This window comes from Halalkalibaculum sp. DA3122 (genome assembly GCF_043951865.1).
Taxonomy (GTDB): Bacteria; Bacteroidota; Rhodothermia; order Balneolales; family Balneolaceae; genus JAMQKA01.
Map to the genome: position 1 here is coordinate 98,623 of NZ_JBINJF010000003.1, position 15,520 is coordinate 114,142.

Here is a 15,520-nt window from a genome sequence, read left to right on the forward strand (position 1 = left end):
AATGACCGAAACGACAGCTTTCCCTGTGGAGGGTAGCTGCCTGTCAATACATCCATAATAGCCGCGTCGCGCACACCAAAGGCAGCCAATAGGGCGCCGGCGTCCCGCTTGGCCTACTCACTTATATCCTCCCGTGTAGGTCCTCCAAAACCGAAATTGAGTGAGAGCAGGGAAACCAGGGTATTTTCCGAATTAACGATCGACTCGAAGCTGTCTCCAAGGCTGTAGGTCAGTGCCAACCGATCGTTCAGGCGATACACGAAGGTCCCGATTGCCTGAAAATCGGAGCGGCCAGCTTTGCGAAACAGCTGGTTGCCTTGCTGATCCCTGCCAGCCGGGATGAGCGCGTTTCCACTTCGTCCCACGGCCTCTATTTGCAAAGAGAAGCGTTCGAAATCTCCCGCAACGGCGATCCCGTAATCAAAATTATGCTCAAATACTTCGGAGGTGGGAAAGTACTCTTTGTAATAACCGGTATTGTAGGTCTCAAAACGGAATACCCCCATGAGCTTCAATCTGCTCATATCATCTTTAAACCGGTAGGAAGGGGTGACCCAAAGTGCATGACGCGGGGCCACCGCCGAGCTGAAGTTATTGGCGGGAAAATTCAGAAAAAATCCATAAGCCACATCCAACGAAAATCCCTGCCGGTTTTTAATATAGGCTTTAAAATTATCAAACACCTGCTGTGCATTCAGCTTCCTGTCCGCTTCCGTCAGGTTCTGGTCCACCATATTCATAAAGGCATCCAAAAACCCATCCACGTCGCTGTTATAGGTCGGAAGTGTGCTACTGTCGGCCAATATGGTGTTAACCTGAGCCTCAATCAGCTGCGTGGAATCCACCATATACAGATCCTCAAGTGCATCTGCTATCACCGGGCGGATAGCCTCGATAAAATCTGACCTGCTCTGGATCTCCGGTTGAAAAACCAGCTGATTGGCCCCGGCCCCGATCCTGGCCTGCACCTTTTGATTTTTCGCTATCTGCTGGCGAAATCGGTCTATTACCTCGCGATCTTTTTTATTCCCAATATAAAGGGTTGTGCGGTATCCAGCGCTTAACCCGCTGGTGGTGGTACTGTCTGCAAGACGAAAATTCTGGGTCGTGGCCATCGAAAAAGAGGAATTTCGCACTATTTGACCGCTCCAGACATTTTGCGGGTAGAGATATTCTTCGATGCTCAGGCTGTGGTCACTGGCCCAGTACGGGGTGAACTCGATACCAAAATCGTTAGGCAGGACTGTTTCGCCCCTGCTGTTGAGAAAATTGGAAAAAAGAGCTGCTTCCAGGGCGCTATAAGATTTGGGAGAGAGCACGGACTGGGGCTGCACACCAATTAATGCCGAGGCTGGAGAGCTCGGGGCAGTTATATCCTCAAGACGATCTTGTGCAAATGCAACCGATGCCAAACAACTAATGACCAGAACAAAGACAAGACGTCTCATTTGTTGGGAAATTTAATTGCCAGTACAATGTAGGGACGCTCCTCTTCCGACTTTTCATTCGAGTGCTCAACAATCAGCTTGTCATTGATTTTAAAGTTAATTCGAACATGATCCTCTTCGGGTACAGGATTTGCCACATCTGAAAAACAGATCGTCTGGGTATCGCGCAGGTCCATCCCCTTGCCGAGGACCCTTGTACCTTCTCCCTCAATTTCGGGATCATTGTCCCCGGGCGTATTTATCACGGTTTGTACCATGTTTCCATCGGAAACGAACTCCACTGTAAGCTGCACATCCTCATCATCTGCAACCGGAAATTCCAGGTCTTTATAGCGATAGGTTTTACGCATACTTACTTGGGTTGGGTTGCGGTATCTTTTCCTTTTGTAATCTCATTCTTGAGGTTGATTACTCTCTTCAACAGGTCGAACCAAAATGGAGCTCCAAGACTGATCGCTACGGCCGTTACGGCCCACCCGATCACCCGTAACACCCAATCCCAAAATCCGGTTTTACCGGACAGGTTTCCCCATCCCAGTCCAAGTACCGATGAAACCTGTTCAATATCTTCTTGCACGAGCGCGTGTATCGTTTCATAGCTTCGGTCTATCCGCGCCAGGATTGGATACGCGGCATTTACAGAGTCTACGCAAGCCGTGGTGTTACCACAATGCTCGTATTGGCTCCGCAGGAAATCATGGATGGCATAACTGCTTTTGAGGGTGTGGCTGGTACTTGTAGTGGTTCCAGCAGTATCAGCGACGGCGACTTCGACAACCACGCCCTCTTCCAGGTTGTGAGACTCAATAAATCCCTCAGCCTGCTGCACAACCGCTCTCCTCGTTTCCGGATTATTGGCCAGTGTTTTAAAAATTGTAATGGCATCGACATTGAAACCGGCGGCGGTCAGGAATCCCAGCGCCAGCAATACATACCGAAGTTTTTGCTTGTACCACTCGCTGGTATACGCCATAATTTCATTGAACCAGTCTTCAATCTCATTGCGGAGGACCTCAATCTCTCCATCGGCCCGTTCATATATTTGTTCCAAAAACGGCGCTTGCCTGAACAGCTCGTCCCGCTGCTTCTTATCCCGGATAATTTCTATCAGGGTATCGGCGAATGTAGTTGGAGAAATTTCTGAGGGGTAGGCGTTGTTGGTAATTTTCTTCTTCAGGTCATCGCCCCTGACGTCAATATCTCTTGAAAACTTTGTCCTGATCCACAAGTAAATTCCCCAAAAGGGGGTGCCGTAAAAAAAGCTCGAACGGTATTTGGTCTTGTTGATCTTCGGGTTCTCGTAAAATTGATCGCGCAGGGCTTTCCCGATCATCCGTTCTATTGAAAAACGCAGCTCTTTGCCCCGTATCTTCAGGAACTGGTTGATGATTTCATTCACAATGCTCACAAACAAGCTGAAGAGCAGGTATACAAATATAAGACCGATGACGACCTCGAGAGCTTCTATCCCAAACATAATCCCTGCAGTTAAATAATATTGAAGATGAGTCTAAGTACTGAGTCAGGACAGATGTGCTGCTTTAATCAAACATTCCCATCTGCCCAGCAGATCTAAAAGGATAATTATCAACTACTTAAATCACAACTACATTTTACCCGAACCCCTTTTTTCGCGCATTCTAAATTTTCATATTGGGATTTGCGGTGTTCTGATTTGGCCCCGTATTAACTCTGGAAAATCCCTTGTTTTTCAACAACCTGTTTTCATCAACTTGAAGTAAAAATTGAAGGATTATATCATTATTATTGTACCGTAAAATTAACGCTTAATACAGGTTATGATACAAAAAGCACGAGAGGCGCTGACCAACATTTTCGGATTTAAGGATTTTCGTCCCCTGCAGGAGGAGGTTATCGATCACGTGTTACAAAAGAACGATGCCCTTGTGGTCATGCCCACCGGCGGGGGGAAATCGCTGTGTTACCAGATTCCCGCCCTTATCTTTGACGGCCTCACTATTGTTGTCTCTCCCCTGATCTCGCTGATGAAGGACCAGGTGGAACAACTCGAGCAGTTCAATATTAATGCCGTATACCTGAACAGTACACTCGCACCCCGGGAATACCGTCATAATATCAATTTATTAAAGCGTGGCGAGGTCTCCATGCTCTACCTGGCCCCTGAAACACTGATGCTCGAGCGCACCATGCGACTGCTCGAAACGCTCGAGATCGCGTGTTTCACCATTGACGAAGCCCACTGCATCTCCGAATGGGGGCACGATTTCAGGCCGGAATACCGGCAGCTGGCCGATGTGCGCACCAACTTTCCGAATGCAGTAACGATTGCCCTTACAGCTACAGCGACGCCCCGCGTGCAGCAGGATATCAAGGCTACCCTGCAGCTCAAGGAGACAGAGACCTTCATCGCCAGCTTCAACAGGGCCAACCTGTTCCTGGAAATCCGTGACAAGTATCGGCCGCTGGAGCAGGTCCTGGACTTCCTGGAGAACCACAAAAAGCAGTCGGGCATCATCTACTGCTTCTCCCGCCGCCAGGTTGACGAGCTGGCGGGTGACCTGGAGCATGAAGGATACTCGGTCCGCCCGTATCACGCGGGGCTTGCCGAGCATGAACGAAGTCGCCACCAGGAGGCCTTTATCCGGGATGATGTTAATATCATAGTGGCGACGGTGGCTTTTGGGATGGGGATTAACAAGCCGGATGTCCGCTTTGTCATCCACCACGACATGCCCCAAAATATTGAATCCTATTACCAGCAGATCGGGCGGGCGGGTCGCGACGGTCTGCGCGCCGACTGCCTGATGCTGTTCAGCTATTCTGATATCAATAAAATAAAGTACTTCATCGACCAGAAAAGCGGCAAGGAACAGCGGGTGGCACGCCGGCACCTGAACGCCCTGCTCCAGTTTATTGAAAACAACGCGTGCCGTCGTATTCCGCTAATGGATTATTTTGGAGAAACCTATCCCTCCGACAGCTGTGACATGTGTGACAACTGTGTCGGCGATGTCCGGGAGGTGGAGGACCTGACAGTACCGGCTCAGAAATTTCTCTCTTGTGTGGTCCGCACCGAACAACTATTCGGAGCCAGCCATATCGCCAATATATTGCGCGGATCAAACGCCAGGAAAGTAAAAGAACACGGCCACCAGCAACTTTCCACGCATGGTATTGGCCGGGAATACTCCAAAAAACAGTGGAGCAAGCTGGCACAGCAGCTCGTTATCCACGGGTACCTCAGGCGCGATCCCGAATACGGGAGCCTCAAACTTACACAGGAGGGTGTCAATCTGCTTAAGGGAGAGGCTACCCTGTACGGCCGGGTTAAAACCCAACAGCCTGATCGCCCTGACCGGTCGTCGGGCAAAACTGTACCGGCGGATCAACTGGACTACGATGAAGAACTGTTCCAGCTGCTGAGAAAAAAACGAAAGGAGCTTGCTGACGAAGACGATGTCCCCCCCTATATCATTTTTCCCGATACCACGCTCATAGAGATGGCTCACTACTTTCCGCAGGGAGAACAAAACATGCGGAAAATTCATGGTGTCGGTTCCGCTAAATTGAAAAAATATGGGGATATATTCAGTAAAATTATTGAAGCCTACTGTGACGAAAAGGGAATCCGGGAAAAACCGAAATCCTCAGGCAGTACGAACAGAACCGATCGTTCGGGGCGAACCGGCCGTAAACGTCACCATGAAGTTGGCGACGCCTATAACAAAGGGAAGTCGATTCCCTCACTTATGAATTCGTATGACGTCAAACTTTCTACTATTCTGAACAACCTGCGAAAATACGCTTCTGAAGGGCATGCACTGCGTTCCGACGGACTCCTTGAAATCACGGAACTGGACGAGCAGCAGATCAGCGAGGTAATGGAGGCGTACAGCACCGTGGGGACCGAACTGCTGCGCCCGGTTCATGATGAATTGAACGGCAACATAAGTTACAAAGAACTCAAGATTATAAGACTTTATTACCTGGCAACAACGGGATAAAATCGGCAGTGACGCCTGCCGCGACAGAATCATCGCAATAGGGCCTTGAAAAGAACCTTTTTTTGCAGTCAAAAAAATTGCATTGAGTCCCGGGCATTCGCCGGACGAGCAAACCAGTCGTTTTGACGAGTTACCCCGCGGGCAGTCTCAATCCCATTCAAGGGAAAAATGATGCGTTTCTGTCAAATATTTACGATTTTTTAAAAAAGTTAAAAACCACTTATCTGTTCCATGAATAAGAGCATCTTGTCCAGAAATAATGTTCATGTTTCAGGAGAGGGTGACCAGCCAATGATATTTGGCAATGGATTCGGCTGTGATCAGCATATGTGGCGTTACATCGTCCCCGGTTTTCAGCAAAACTACCGAACTATCTTATTTGACTATGTGGGTTCCGGCGATTCTGATGTTGAGGCCTACAACTCTGAACGGTACAGTTCTCTTGGTGGATATTCACGTGATCTCATAGAGATAATGGATGCGATGAAACTTGATGACATCATCTTTGTCGGGCACTCGGTCAGCTGTATGATCGGTATGCTCGCTGCCATCCAGCGACCCGAACGGTTTCACCGGCTTATAATGATTGGGCCGTCAGCCTGTTACCTCAACGATCCTCCGGACTACCACGGCGGGTTTGATCGCGAAACCATAGAAGAACTGCTCAACCTGATGGAGAAAAACTACATTGGATGGGCCACCACATTCGCACCGGAGGTTATGAAAAACCGGGATCGTCCTGAACTCTCGGAAGAGTTGAAAGAAAACTTCTGCAGCACCGACCCGCTGATTGCCCGCGAGTTTGCGGAAGTCACCTTTCTGTCAGACAATCGCGATGACCTGGAAAACTGCACGATTCCCACACTCCTTATCCAATGCGCCGATGACGCCATCGTCCCGGTAGAAGCGGGCAAATTTATCCACAAAAAAATTCCCGACTGCAGCTTTGACCTGCTTCCGGTGAGCGGACATTGTCCGCACCTGAGTCATCCCTCCAAGACAATCGAGTCGATTATTCGCTATTTGAATTCCGAAACCGATTAGATGTGAAAAATATGATAGACAACATACCGGGTGGTTTTTTGGCGCTTGATGACGAAGGAATTATAAAAGCGGTGAATGAGAGATCCTGTACCCTGACTGGATACAAGAAAACAGAGTTGATCAATTCGCATGTCAAACGGATCCTCACCCCCGGTTCAACGATTTTTTTCCAAACACATCTTTACCCGCTTATCAAAATAGAGCACCATGCAAAGGAGATCTACCTTTCCCTGCTCTCGGCAGAGGAGGAAAAGATTCCTGTACTGGTCAACGCCGAGAAAAGGGATGTTGAAGACGGTTCGTCGCTCTATTGCTGCCTGGTACTGCCGGTGGAACGGCGCTCCGAGTATGAGGACCAGCTTCTGCATGCCAAAAAGAAGGCTGAAAAGAAGAGTGAGCAGAAGGAGAGGTTTCTCTCCATGATATCTCATGAACTCCGGACTCCCCTCAACACGATTCTGGGAATGGTGGATTTGCTGAGTGAAGAGCTGAACGGGAATGCCGGGAATGAGGAGCGAGAATATCTGAGTCTTATTAAGAGTGCCGGCAAAAACCTGGGGCGACTGGCTGACGACATCCTCAATTTTGCCAAGCTTGAAACCGGTTATTTTGAAATAGCCAAAGAGCCTTTCTCCCTGGAGGAAGCAATAATAAAGGCATACATGATGGCCATGCGCAAAGCCGATGAAAAAGGAATTAAATTAATTCGTCATCAGAAAACGGAACTCACAGTACATGCTGATGCCGACCGCCTGCAACAAATATTGTTGAACCTGCTGCATAATGCGATAAAGTTCACCGACAGAGGGGGAATCGTTCAGTTGCATACGGATCAGGATGATCAATTTGCGTATATCTATGTTAAAGACAACGGCATCGGCATGAGCGCCGATAAGCAGGACCGTATTTTTGATCCTTTTGTGCAGATAGAGCATAACAGCCACACGGGCAACGACAGCGGATTCGGGCTGGGGCTGCCCATCAGCCGGAAGCTGGCCAGGCTGATGGGAGGCGATTTACAGGTCGAGAGTACACCGGGACGCGGCTCCGTTTTCACGGTACGCCTGCCAATTGCCGAGTCTCCCGCCAGCTGAACCCAATTTGTCAAAAACAGCAACCCCTCGCTGAAATAGGGTAATAAGCCTGAAGGATTTCCCGGCAGTAAAACCTTCAGGCTGCAACCATCACTTCCCCGATTGGAAAAACCGGGTTTCAGGAAAATACCAATCTTTACCAGAGGGCTTTGCAAAACCCTCAACCCTCGTTCTGAGGGAGTTGTACTCCCATTCAAAAGGGTAATAAAGTCGGTGGTACCACCACCTCCCAGCAAAATAGCAGGCTCTCCAAAGGTCCCTACCATCAGTCCAGGTAGTCGACACATCGGCAGCTGTGGATTCCTTTTGCTACTTTGCTCACATCTCAGGAGATCTTTTCTTATCATTAAACCAAATTTCTCAACTGCTTCGAATATCAGTTAGACAGCATGAAAAAAAATATCCTGATAGCTTTTGGCGGCGTTTCTCCTGAACACGAGGTATCCGTTTTAAGTGCCATGCAGGCGATATCTGCGCTGGAGGATACCAGCTACTCGTTACTTCCACTTTATATCACCAAAAGCGGGCGCTGGCTGACCGGTGAATACCTGCTGGACCTGGAACACTACCAGGAACTTGATACACTGAAGGAAAAGGCCATACCGTGCACTTTTTCCCACAACGAAATGGGGAAACCGGTACTGCTGGAAACCAAAAAACGGGGACTGTTCTCCTCTCCCCGGGAGCACTCCATCTACGCTGTGCTTCCTGCTTTTCATGGGTCAGAGGGTGAAAACGGCGCATTCCAGGGGACCTGCGAAATGTACAACCTGCCTTTTGCCGGCAGTGGGGTACTGGCTTCCAGCCTGGGAATGAACAAAGTAAAAGCCAAGGAGCTCTGCAGCGCGCACGACATCCCCGTAGTGGAAAGTGTTCACTTTTTTGAATCGCAGTGGGAGGCCGGACAAAAGGAGCTGCTTGCAGAAATTGATTCGATCGGATACCCCGTCATTGTAAAGCCGGTCAACCTGGGCAGCAGTATCGGGGTGAAGCGAGCGGACGATCGCGACTCTCTCATCGAAGCGGTGGAGACCGCCTTCCGCTATGATGCCAATCTGCTGGTAGAGAAGGCGATATCGCCCCTGATGGAGATCAACTGTGCCGTGCTTGGCGATCCGGAAGAGGCCCGGCCCAGCGTGTGCGAACGTCCTCTCGGAAAAGAGGAGACCCTTTCTTTCAGGGACAAGTACCAAAATGAAAACGGCGGCGGCAAAGGCATGGCTTCAGCTGACCGTGTTATTCCCGCCGACATCCCGGACAAGCTCACGGAGCAGATACAGCAGATGTCGCTCTCCATCTTCAGGGCATTCCGCGCCGCCGGCGTGGCCCGGCTCGACTTCCTGGTGAATGCCGAAACCCACGAGGTCTTTTTCAATGAAATAAACACTATTCCTGGTTCTTTCTCTTTCTATCTCTGGGAGGAATCCGGTATCTCAATCCGCGATCTGATGCTGCAGCTTATTGAAATTGCGCGCAGGCAGCATCAGCGAAAGATCGGCCGGGTGCGCAGCTACGAAACGAACTTGTTAAGCCAAAAGGCCGTTCAAGGCATCAAAGGGCTGAAGGGAAAACAAAAAAATGGCGAAACTTAACATGACGTTGCCACAACTTTTCGCGGCAGTCCGGGTTAACATTCAGAGGCTTTGACCATTCGGGAAACTTGATTAAAATTAAAGATTTACGTCAAAAAAGGATGTAGCATCCGCCCCTGAAGGTATGCCCCATAATTATCATTCATAAAACTATCTTAATGAAAACGTTATTCTATTCTCTGATCTTCGGAGTCATATTGGGACTCATGCTTCACGGTTGCGCCAAGCAGCCTGAAACGATTGTCATCGAGGATTCTCCGGAATCTCCGCAGGCTCCGCCAGCCCCCGATACCGCGGTTTCTCCCATCGAGACTGCGGATTTCAGGCAACTCATCCTCGGCGAAATACACCCGGTCCCCACCCTCGATCCCCTCTTTGCCGATAACAACAGCGCAAAAAGGACCCTGCAGCTCCTGTATGAGGGATTGGTCCGATATGACCGGGATGGAGAGATTGTTCCCGCCGCGGCCAAGCGGTGGTCGGTTGGCGGCGACTCCCTTTCCTACGTGTTCACACTTCGCAACGATCTTTACTATCACGACAGCGATATCTTCAGCAGTGGGCTGGGGCGTAAAGTAGTGGCCGGGGATGTAAAATTTGCCTTCGAACGGATGGCAAGGAACGGGGTTCCCTCCGATGCTGCAGAACTTTTCATGGCAATTGAAGGCTTTCAGCCCTATTTCCAGGAACAGCACAATGTACTCAACCCCGCCTACCGGCAAATCAGTAGCGTCAGCGGCATCCAGGCACCCAACGATACCACGGTGGCGTTCGTACTGGATGAGCGGGATCCGCATTTCCTGCAAAAGATGGCCTCTCCCTACGCCTCGGTCTACCCCAGCGAAGCAGTGGCAGAAAATCCACTCGATTTCACGCCCGTTGGATCGGGTCCGTTTGAACTCTCGCAGCAGGTGGGAGACTCGGTCTATATATTTTCGGAGTTTGAGAATTACCCGCGGCCGGGCGGCGACCCTTCGTCACTGGATCGGGTAGATGTGGTTATTGAGCAGAATGAATCGAACCTCCTGAAGGCACTGGCGGCGGGCGACATCCATGCCATCCCGGAACTTGGCCCCCAGATCATCCGCAATATACTCACCCCGCAGGGCGAATTATCCCCGGCATATTCGACCGATTATATCTTTTCCACACCGGGCGGATTCACGACCTACAGCCTGCTTCATAATCCCGCTTCTTCCGTTTCCCGTTCGGGAGTTCGGTCCATATTCAGCAGAGTAGACCCTGCACCGCTGAGTCAGAATATTCCCGCTGACATCGTGCAAGTGGAAACTGTTCCTGATTCGGTTTCGGTACCTTCCGCCGAGCAACCTTCCACAATCTACAGCACCTTTTGGACAGATCCGTTTCAGCGCTGGTTTTTGCAACAGCTTTCAACCCAGTGGCGCGGGCAGCCCAAGCTACAGATCGTCAATATTCGCACCCCAAGCAAGCACACCGCGCTCTATACGAGCTCTTTTGTCCCTTTTTATCCCGGCCACTCGGCTATGATCAACTCAAATATGCTGGTAAAATACACAGTCAAACAGGCAACATTGTCGATCAATGAAATTGAGGATCTCCGGTTTAACCGTTATCCTTGGTGGATTAATGTCAGAACGGTCGATATGCCTGGTATTGACGAGCTATAAGAAGAACATGGACCTGATTTCAACTTTGTTATTATGAAACTGGCTGTTATAGCTAATCCGCAAAAATATTCAGTTAAGGACCCCTTTCTTGCCGCCCTCGACTGGGCCGACAGGCAGGGCGTCAAGATCTATTTTAACAGTGATCTGAACTCTCTCTATGACGCGTCGACTCATGAGTCGGCCGTAGTGGTAAATTCGGAAGAGGAAGCGATCAACCAGGCCGATATCATCGTTGCCATGGGGGGAGACGGAACCATGCTGTACACCGCCCGGCTTATGAAAAACATCCAAAAACCGATTCTCGGCGTAAACAGCGGTAGACTGGGATTCATGGCCAACACACAAAAAGAGAACCTGCCGCGGGCGCTGGAGAGCATCCGGGACAGCAACTACCGGATTGACAAGCGACACCTGCTGCAGGCTGAAGATGGAAACGGGCACATCTATCACGCACTGAACGAATTTCTTTTTTCAAAGCGCGACTCCACCTCAATGATCACCGTTGAGGCCGAATACGACCACATGTTTATCAACACGTACTGGGCTGACGGACTTATTGTGGCATCTCCCACCGGGTCAACCGCGTATAATCTCTCTTCCGGGGGACCCATCGTAATGCCCAACACCGATGTAATGGTACTCACCCCCATCAACCCACACACGCTCACCACACGCCCGCTGGTGCTGCCCTCCGACAAATCGCTCAGGATAACCGTCGAAAAACAACAGCATGAAGTTCTGTTTTCTTATGACGGCAAAATTTATGAAATTCAAGACTATCCATTTCAGGTAGCGATAAAACGCTCCAATTTTACCATTGATCTTATTGAACTACCTGATCAAAGCTATTTTGAAACGCTCCGCAATAAACTGATGTGGGGAATGGACTCGAGAAAACGATATTAATTTTGTCCGGTATATTTTGAATGTAGCGAAACAATCGTTTACACCGCTTTTGATTACCAACGTTCAATATTAATTACAAATTTAACATCCAAATTTAATATTCATGAAAGTAACTGTAGTAGGTGCTGGCGGAAATGTCGGTTCAACCGTATCGATGGCCATAGCTCAACGCGATTTCGCCAAAGAAGTGGTAATGGTCGATATCGTCCAGGAAAAAAACGGCGACAAGATCTACCCCTCCAAGGGGCGGGCGCTGGATCAGTGGGAATCGGCCCCGATCCATAAATTTGATACCAGGCTAACCGGAACGGTCGATTATGAGGATACGGTCGACTCCGACGTCTGCGTCATTACCGCCGGGGTTCCCCGCCGGCCCGGCATGAGCCGCGATGACCTGCTGGAAACCAACGCCAATATTGTACAGAGCGTGGTGGAGCAGCTTGTTGAGCACTCGCCAGACACCATTCTGATTATTGTCTCCAACCCATTGGATGTGATGGCACAGGTCGCCCTCGAAACCAGTGGATTTCCCTCCAACCGCGTGATGGGGATGGCCGGCATCCTTGATACCGCCCGCTTCCGCGCCTTCCTGGCCGAGGAGATCGAGGTCTCTCCCAAAGACATCCAGGCGCTGCTGCTCGGCGGACACGGCGACACCATGGTGCCTCTGCCCCGCTTCACCACGGTTTCCGGCATGCCGATCACCCATTTTATCGATGATAATCGCCTGGAAGAAATTGTGGAACGCACAAAGAAAGGCGGAGGTGAGCTGGTCAACCTGATGGGAACCTCTGCATGGTACGCCCCCGGTGCTGCTGCCGCACAGATGGTGGAAGCCATTATGCTGGACCAAAATCGCGTATTCCCCTGCGCTGCATACCTGAACGGCGAATACGGGCAGGAAGAGCTGTTTTTAGGCGTTCCCGTCAAGCTTGGTCACGGGGGAATTAAAGAGATAATTGAGGTTGATTTAAACGAAGAAGAACAACAACTTTTGGATACATCAGCAGATCACGTGCATTCTGTGCTCAGTGATTTCCGAAAGCTGATGTCCAGTTAATCAATCGCAATAAAAATGAAGAACCAGGCTTCTTCACTACTTGCATTTGCAGAAAGGCTCTGTCGATCATAGCAGAGCCTTTTTGCTTTATAGGGCTTCCTCAAAAAGTCACGAAACTCTTTTTCATTTTTGCACATCCAAAAAATGAAAAAATCGCCGCCGGTGGGAATTAGGAATGTAGAACAAGAAATAACGAATTTCGGAGGAGAGGTCGTACCATCGGGTATAGCACCACGTTCTAAACCGTAAGAATTTCTCTCTGACGAAAGGCCGGACTTGAAAAGGACACCCTGTCTTTCCCGGCTTCGAATGGGGCGTGGAAGCCGAAGCAGGCGGGTGTGGATAAGCAAGACCGGTGTTGGAGCCACCTTGCCTGGTCAGGACATTGCTCTTCTCACTTACCTTACCAATTTCAACCCGTTTAAGCAGGAACTTCTGGGCTTGAAACTGCTGATGAGGCCTACTGCTCACTCATTTTATTGAAAAGGTAGTCCTGGAAACTCAACACTTTCACCCCTTGTGGAATCTGCACCATCGCCCTGGCAATATCAGATTGTTCAATTTCCTGTATTTCAGTAACCTGACGAAGCTCCCCGGACTCATATCCTTCAATACGCATCGGGAAGTATCCATCCCTGAAAATTAAGTCCGTTGAAAACTGGTCGCCCATCATATCCAGGTCAGTATTTCCCCACGGTTCAGCCAGCATTCCCCAATGTATATTCAGCTCATTGGTCATCCACACCTCTGCATGCGCATTGGGTTCTTCCTGGTCGGTAAAAATAAATTTTTCACAGCTGTAGCCGTTCACATTTTGGGTCTCCCCGGTTCTTTCATATTCAACCTCCTGGTCCACATCCGGGGTTTGTCCGGCAGCATTTCCATTGCTGAACATATTCATCATGGCGCTTATATCCTGCTTGGAAATCTTTAATGCCGACTGCTCTCCGGTTAAGAACACAAAATCCTCAAAATCCAGCCGCACCAGTACCCCTTCAGTCTGAATAGAGCCGCCAAAACTGTATTGGTTTTCCCCTTCCAGCAAAATGCGGTCGTTCGTAACATACATGGAGAACTGGTCATTCTGGCTCTGCGAACCATCAGGGGTAACCTCGTAACTGTTAAATACGATTTTTCCCTCGAACTGCGCCACCGCGGGTACACTAAAGATTGCAAGCAATACTGCGATTCCAACCGAAACACCGAATTTTTTTATCATAACCGGACCTTTCTAAAAAAATTTTAAGTATGAACCTTAAAAGTACAAAAGTTTACAAATGGTTGTACCCCAAATATAACGCTGTGTTTCAATATACTGGTATAAAAAAAGTGCGATGCTCGTTATTGTGCATCGCACATGCCAAAATATAAATTTTGAATTATACGCCTACGCGGGCTGGAGCGCATCGGATTCAACATTTACTTTTCGAATCCAGCCCCCCGCCACTACGTCATCATCTTCGTAGCAAACCACGGCCTGGCCCGGTGTAATCGCCTCACGACCCGCGGGAAAATGGACTTCCATCTCGTTGTCATTAATCTGTGTGAGATGACCAATCGCCCCGTCATCATTATACCGGATAGCGCCGGTGATTTCCATGCCACCTTCCGGAATACGATCATATTTTACCAGGTTCAGCTCTCCGGCACGGCAGGTTGTACTAATCAAATCCTTCTTGCGGCCAATCGTGATTACATTTTGATCCGCATCGATATCGGTAACATAGACCGGGTATCCCATTGCCAGGTCGAGTCCACGCCGCTGACCGATGGTATAAAAAGGATAGCCTTTGTGCCGGCCAACGACTTTCCCATCCTGGTCTACAATTTTTCCGGGCCCAATTCGGTCATCCAGGTCCTCCACCCGGTCGCGCAAAAAGCGATGGTAATCATCATCCGGGATGAAACAGATCTCGTAAGAATCCGGTTTTCCGGCCACTTTAGTGAGCCCGAACTCTTCCGCCAGATCCCGGATTTCCGTTTTTTCATAATTGCCGAGTGGAAAAATCGTGCGCTTCAGATGCTTCTGGGCCACGCCCCAAAGGGCATACGACTGATCTTTTCGGGGATCTTTACCCCGCGAGATAACATACCGGCCGTTTTCTTCCCGAACATTGGCATAATGACCAGTGGCGATATAGTCACAACCCAGGTTATCTGCCCGGCGCAACAGGGCAGCCCATTTTATATGCGTGTTGCAAAGCACACAGGGATTAGGGGTACGCCCCCCCATATAATCATCCACAAACCGGTCAATTACCCAGTCACCGAACTCGTCGCGGATATCCACAATAAAATGCTTGAACCCGTGCTTGACCGCTATCTGGCGGGCGTCGTTCATCGACTCGAGCGTGCAGCAGCCGGTTTCCTTGTCCGACTTGCCGCCTACGCGGGAATAGTCCCACGTTTTCATGGTAATGCCGATTACATCGTATCCCTGTTCTTTGAGCATTACAGCCGTTACAGAGGAGTCAACCCCCCCGCTCATTGCCACTAATACTCGTCCTTTTGAGTTCATGGATCTAACACTTGATAATTATTTCGATTCGAAAACTATTAAAGATAAGAGTTTTTTATGTAAATAGTGTGAAGCGGATTATCCGGTTTTGGACTTCCAAACGGATGCAATCCCGGTTCATTGTTTCAGGCGCAAAAAACTACTCATCTGACAATATTATTCACACTGTCTCCACGTCGATATCTCCCGGAAAATAATCTTTGACCGGTCACTAAGAACGGCA

The 15,520-nt window shown here is 49.5% G+C and carries 12 protein-coding genes; 7 read left to right on the forward strand and 5 right to left on the reverse strand.

Annotated elements, in window-relative coordinates; translation table 11 throughout:
- Positions 1-113 precede the first annotated feature (113 nt).
- From ACG2F4_RS03230 to ACG2F4_RS03240, 3 genes are read right to left on the reverse strand one after another with little or no spacing between them, the layout of a single operon-like run.
- Entirely contained in the window at positions 114-1,448 is a 1,335-nt protein-coding gene (locus ACG2F4_RS03230) for a hypothetical protein (protein WP_395258335.1), read from the reverse strand.
- On the reverse strand, positions 1,445-1,798 hold the full coding sequence (locus tag ACG2F4_RS03235) for a hypothetical protein (protein ID WP_395258338.1): 354 nt from the start codon (positions 1,796-1,798) through the stop codon (positions 1,445-1,447). The genes ACG2F4_RS03230 and ACG2F4_RS03235 overlap by 4 nt, the downstream gene beginning before the upstream one ends.
- Before the next feature lie 2 nt (positions 1,799-1,800).
- Positions 1,801-2,925 (reverse strand): hypothetical protein, encoded by a 1,125-nt coding sequence (locus ACG2F4_RS03240; RefSeq protein ID WP_395258341.1) that lies wholly within the window; start codon positions 2,923-2,925, stop codon positions 1,801-1,803.
- A gap of 322 nt (positions 2,926-3,247) precedes the next feature.
- Here ACG2F4_RS03240 and recQ point away from each other — a divergent pair, with 322 nt between their 5' ends.
- The 7 genes from recQ to mdh all read left to right on the forward strand — a co-directional run bounded on the left by recQ (position 3,248) and on the right by mdh (position 12,779).
- The gene (gene recQ / locus ACG2F4_RS03245; protein WP_395258344.1) at positions 3,248-5,434 is read left to right on the forward strand and encodes a DNA helicase RecQ; all 2,187 of its coding nucleotides are present in this window, start codon (positions 3,248-3,250) and stop codon (positions 5,432-5,434) included.
- Between the two features lie 231 nt (positions 5,435-5,665).
- Positions 5,666-6,478 (forward strand): alpha/beta fold hydrolase, encoded by an 813-nt coding sequence (locus ACG2F4_RS03250; RefSeq protein ID WP_395258347.1) that lies wholly within the window; start codon positions 5,666-5,668, stop codon positions 6,476-6,478.
- An 11-nt stretch (positions 6,479-6,489) separates the two neighbouring features.
- Positions 6,490-7,572 (forward strand): ATP-binding protein, encoded by a 1,083-nt coding sequence (locus ACG2F4_RS03255; RefSeq protein ID WP_395258602.1) that lies wholly within the window; start codon positions 6,490-6,492, stop codon positions 7,570-7,572.
- Between the two features lie 389 nt (positions 7,573-7,961).
- Positions 7,962-9,164, forward strand: coding sequence for a D-alanine--D-alanine ligase family protein (locus ACG2F4_RS03260; protein ID WP_395258349.1), 1,203 nt, complete (start codon positions 7,962-7,964; stop codon positions 9,162-9,164).
- 158 nt (positions 9,165-9,322) lie between these two features.
- Entirely contained in the window at positions 9,323-10,813 is a 1,491-nt protein-coding gene (locus ACG2F4_RS03265) for an ABC transporter substrate-binding protein (RefSeq protein ID WP_395258351.1), read from the forward strand.
- A 33-nt stretch (positions 10,814-10,846) separates the two neighbouring features.
- Positions 10,847-11,719 carry an NAD(+)/NADH kinase gene (locus ACG2F4_RS03270; RefSeq protein ID WP_395258353.1) on the forward strand — a complete coding sequence of 291 codons (873 nt, stop codon included), beginning with the start codon at positions 10,847-10,849 and terminating at the stop codon, positions 11,717-11,719.
- 103 nt (positions 11,720-11,822) lie between these two features.
- Positions 11,823-12,779, forward strand: coding sequence for a malate dehydrogenase (gene mdh, locus ACG2F4_RS03275; protein ID WP_395258356.1), 957 nt, complete (start codon positions 11,823-11,825; stop codon positions 12,777-12,779).
- A gap of 460 nt (positions 12,780-13,239) precedes the next feature.
- Here the strand turns inward: mdh and ACG2F4_RS03280 are convergent, their stop codons facing one another.
- Positions 13,240-13,998 carry a DUF4412 domain-containing protein gene (locus ACG2F4_RS03280; RefSeq protein WP_395258358.1) on the reverse strand — a complete coding sequence of 253 codons (759 nt, stop codon included), beginning with the start codon at positions 13,996-13,998 and terminating at the stop codon, positions 13,240-13,242.
- Positions 13,999-14,166: 168 nt separating this feature from the next.
- Positions 14,167-15,297, reverse strand: a complete 1,131-nt coding sequence (mnmA, locus tag ACG2F4_RS03285) for a tRNA 2-thiouridine(34) synthase MnmA (RefSeq protein ID WP_395258361.1) — start codon at positions 15,295-15,297, stop codon at positions 14,167-14,169.
- Positions 15,298-15,520: the final 223 nt, after the last annotated feature.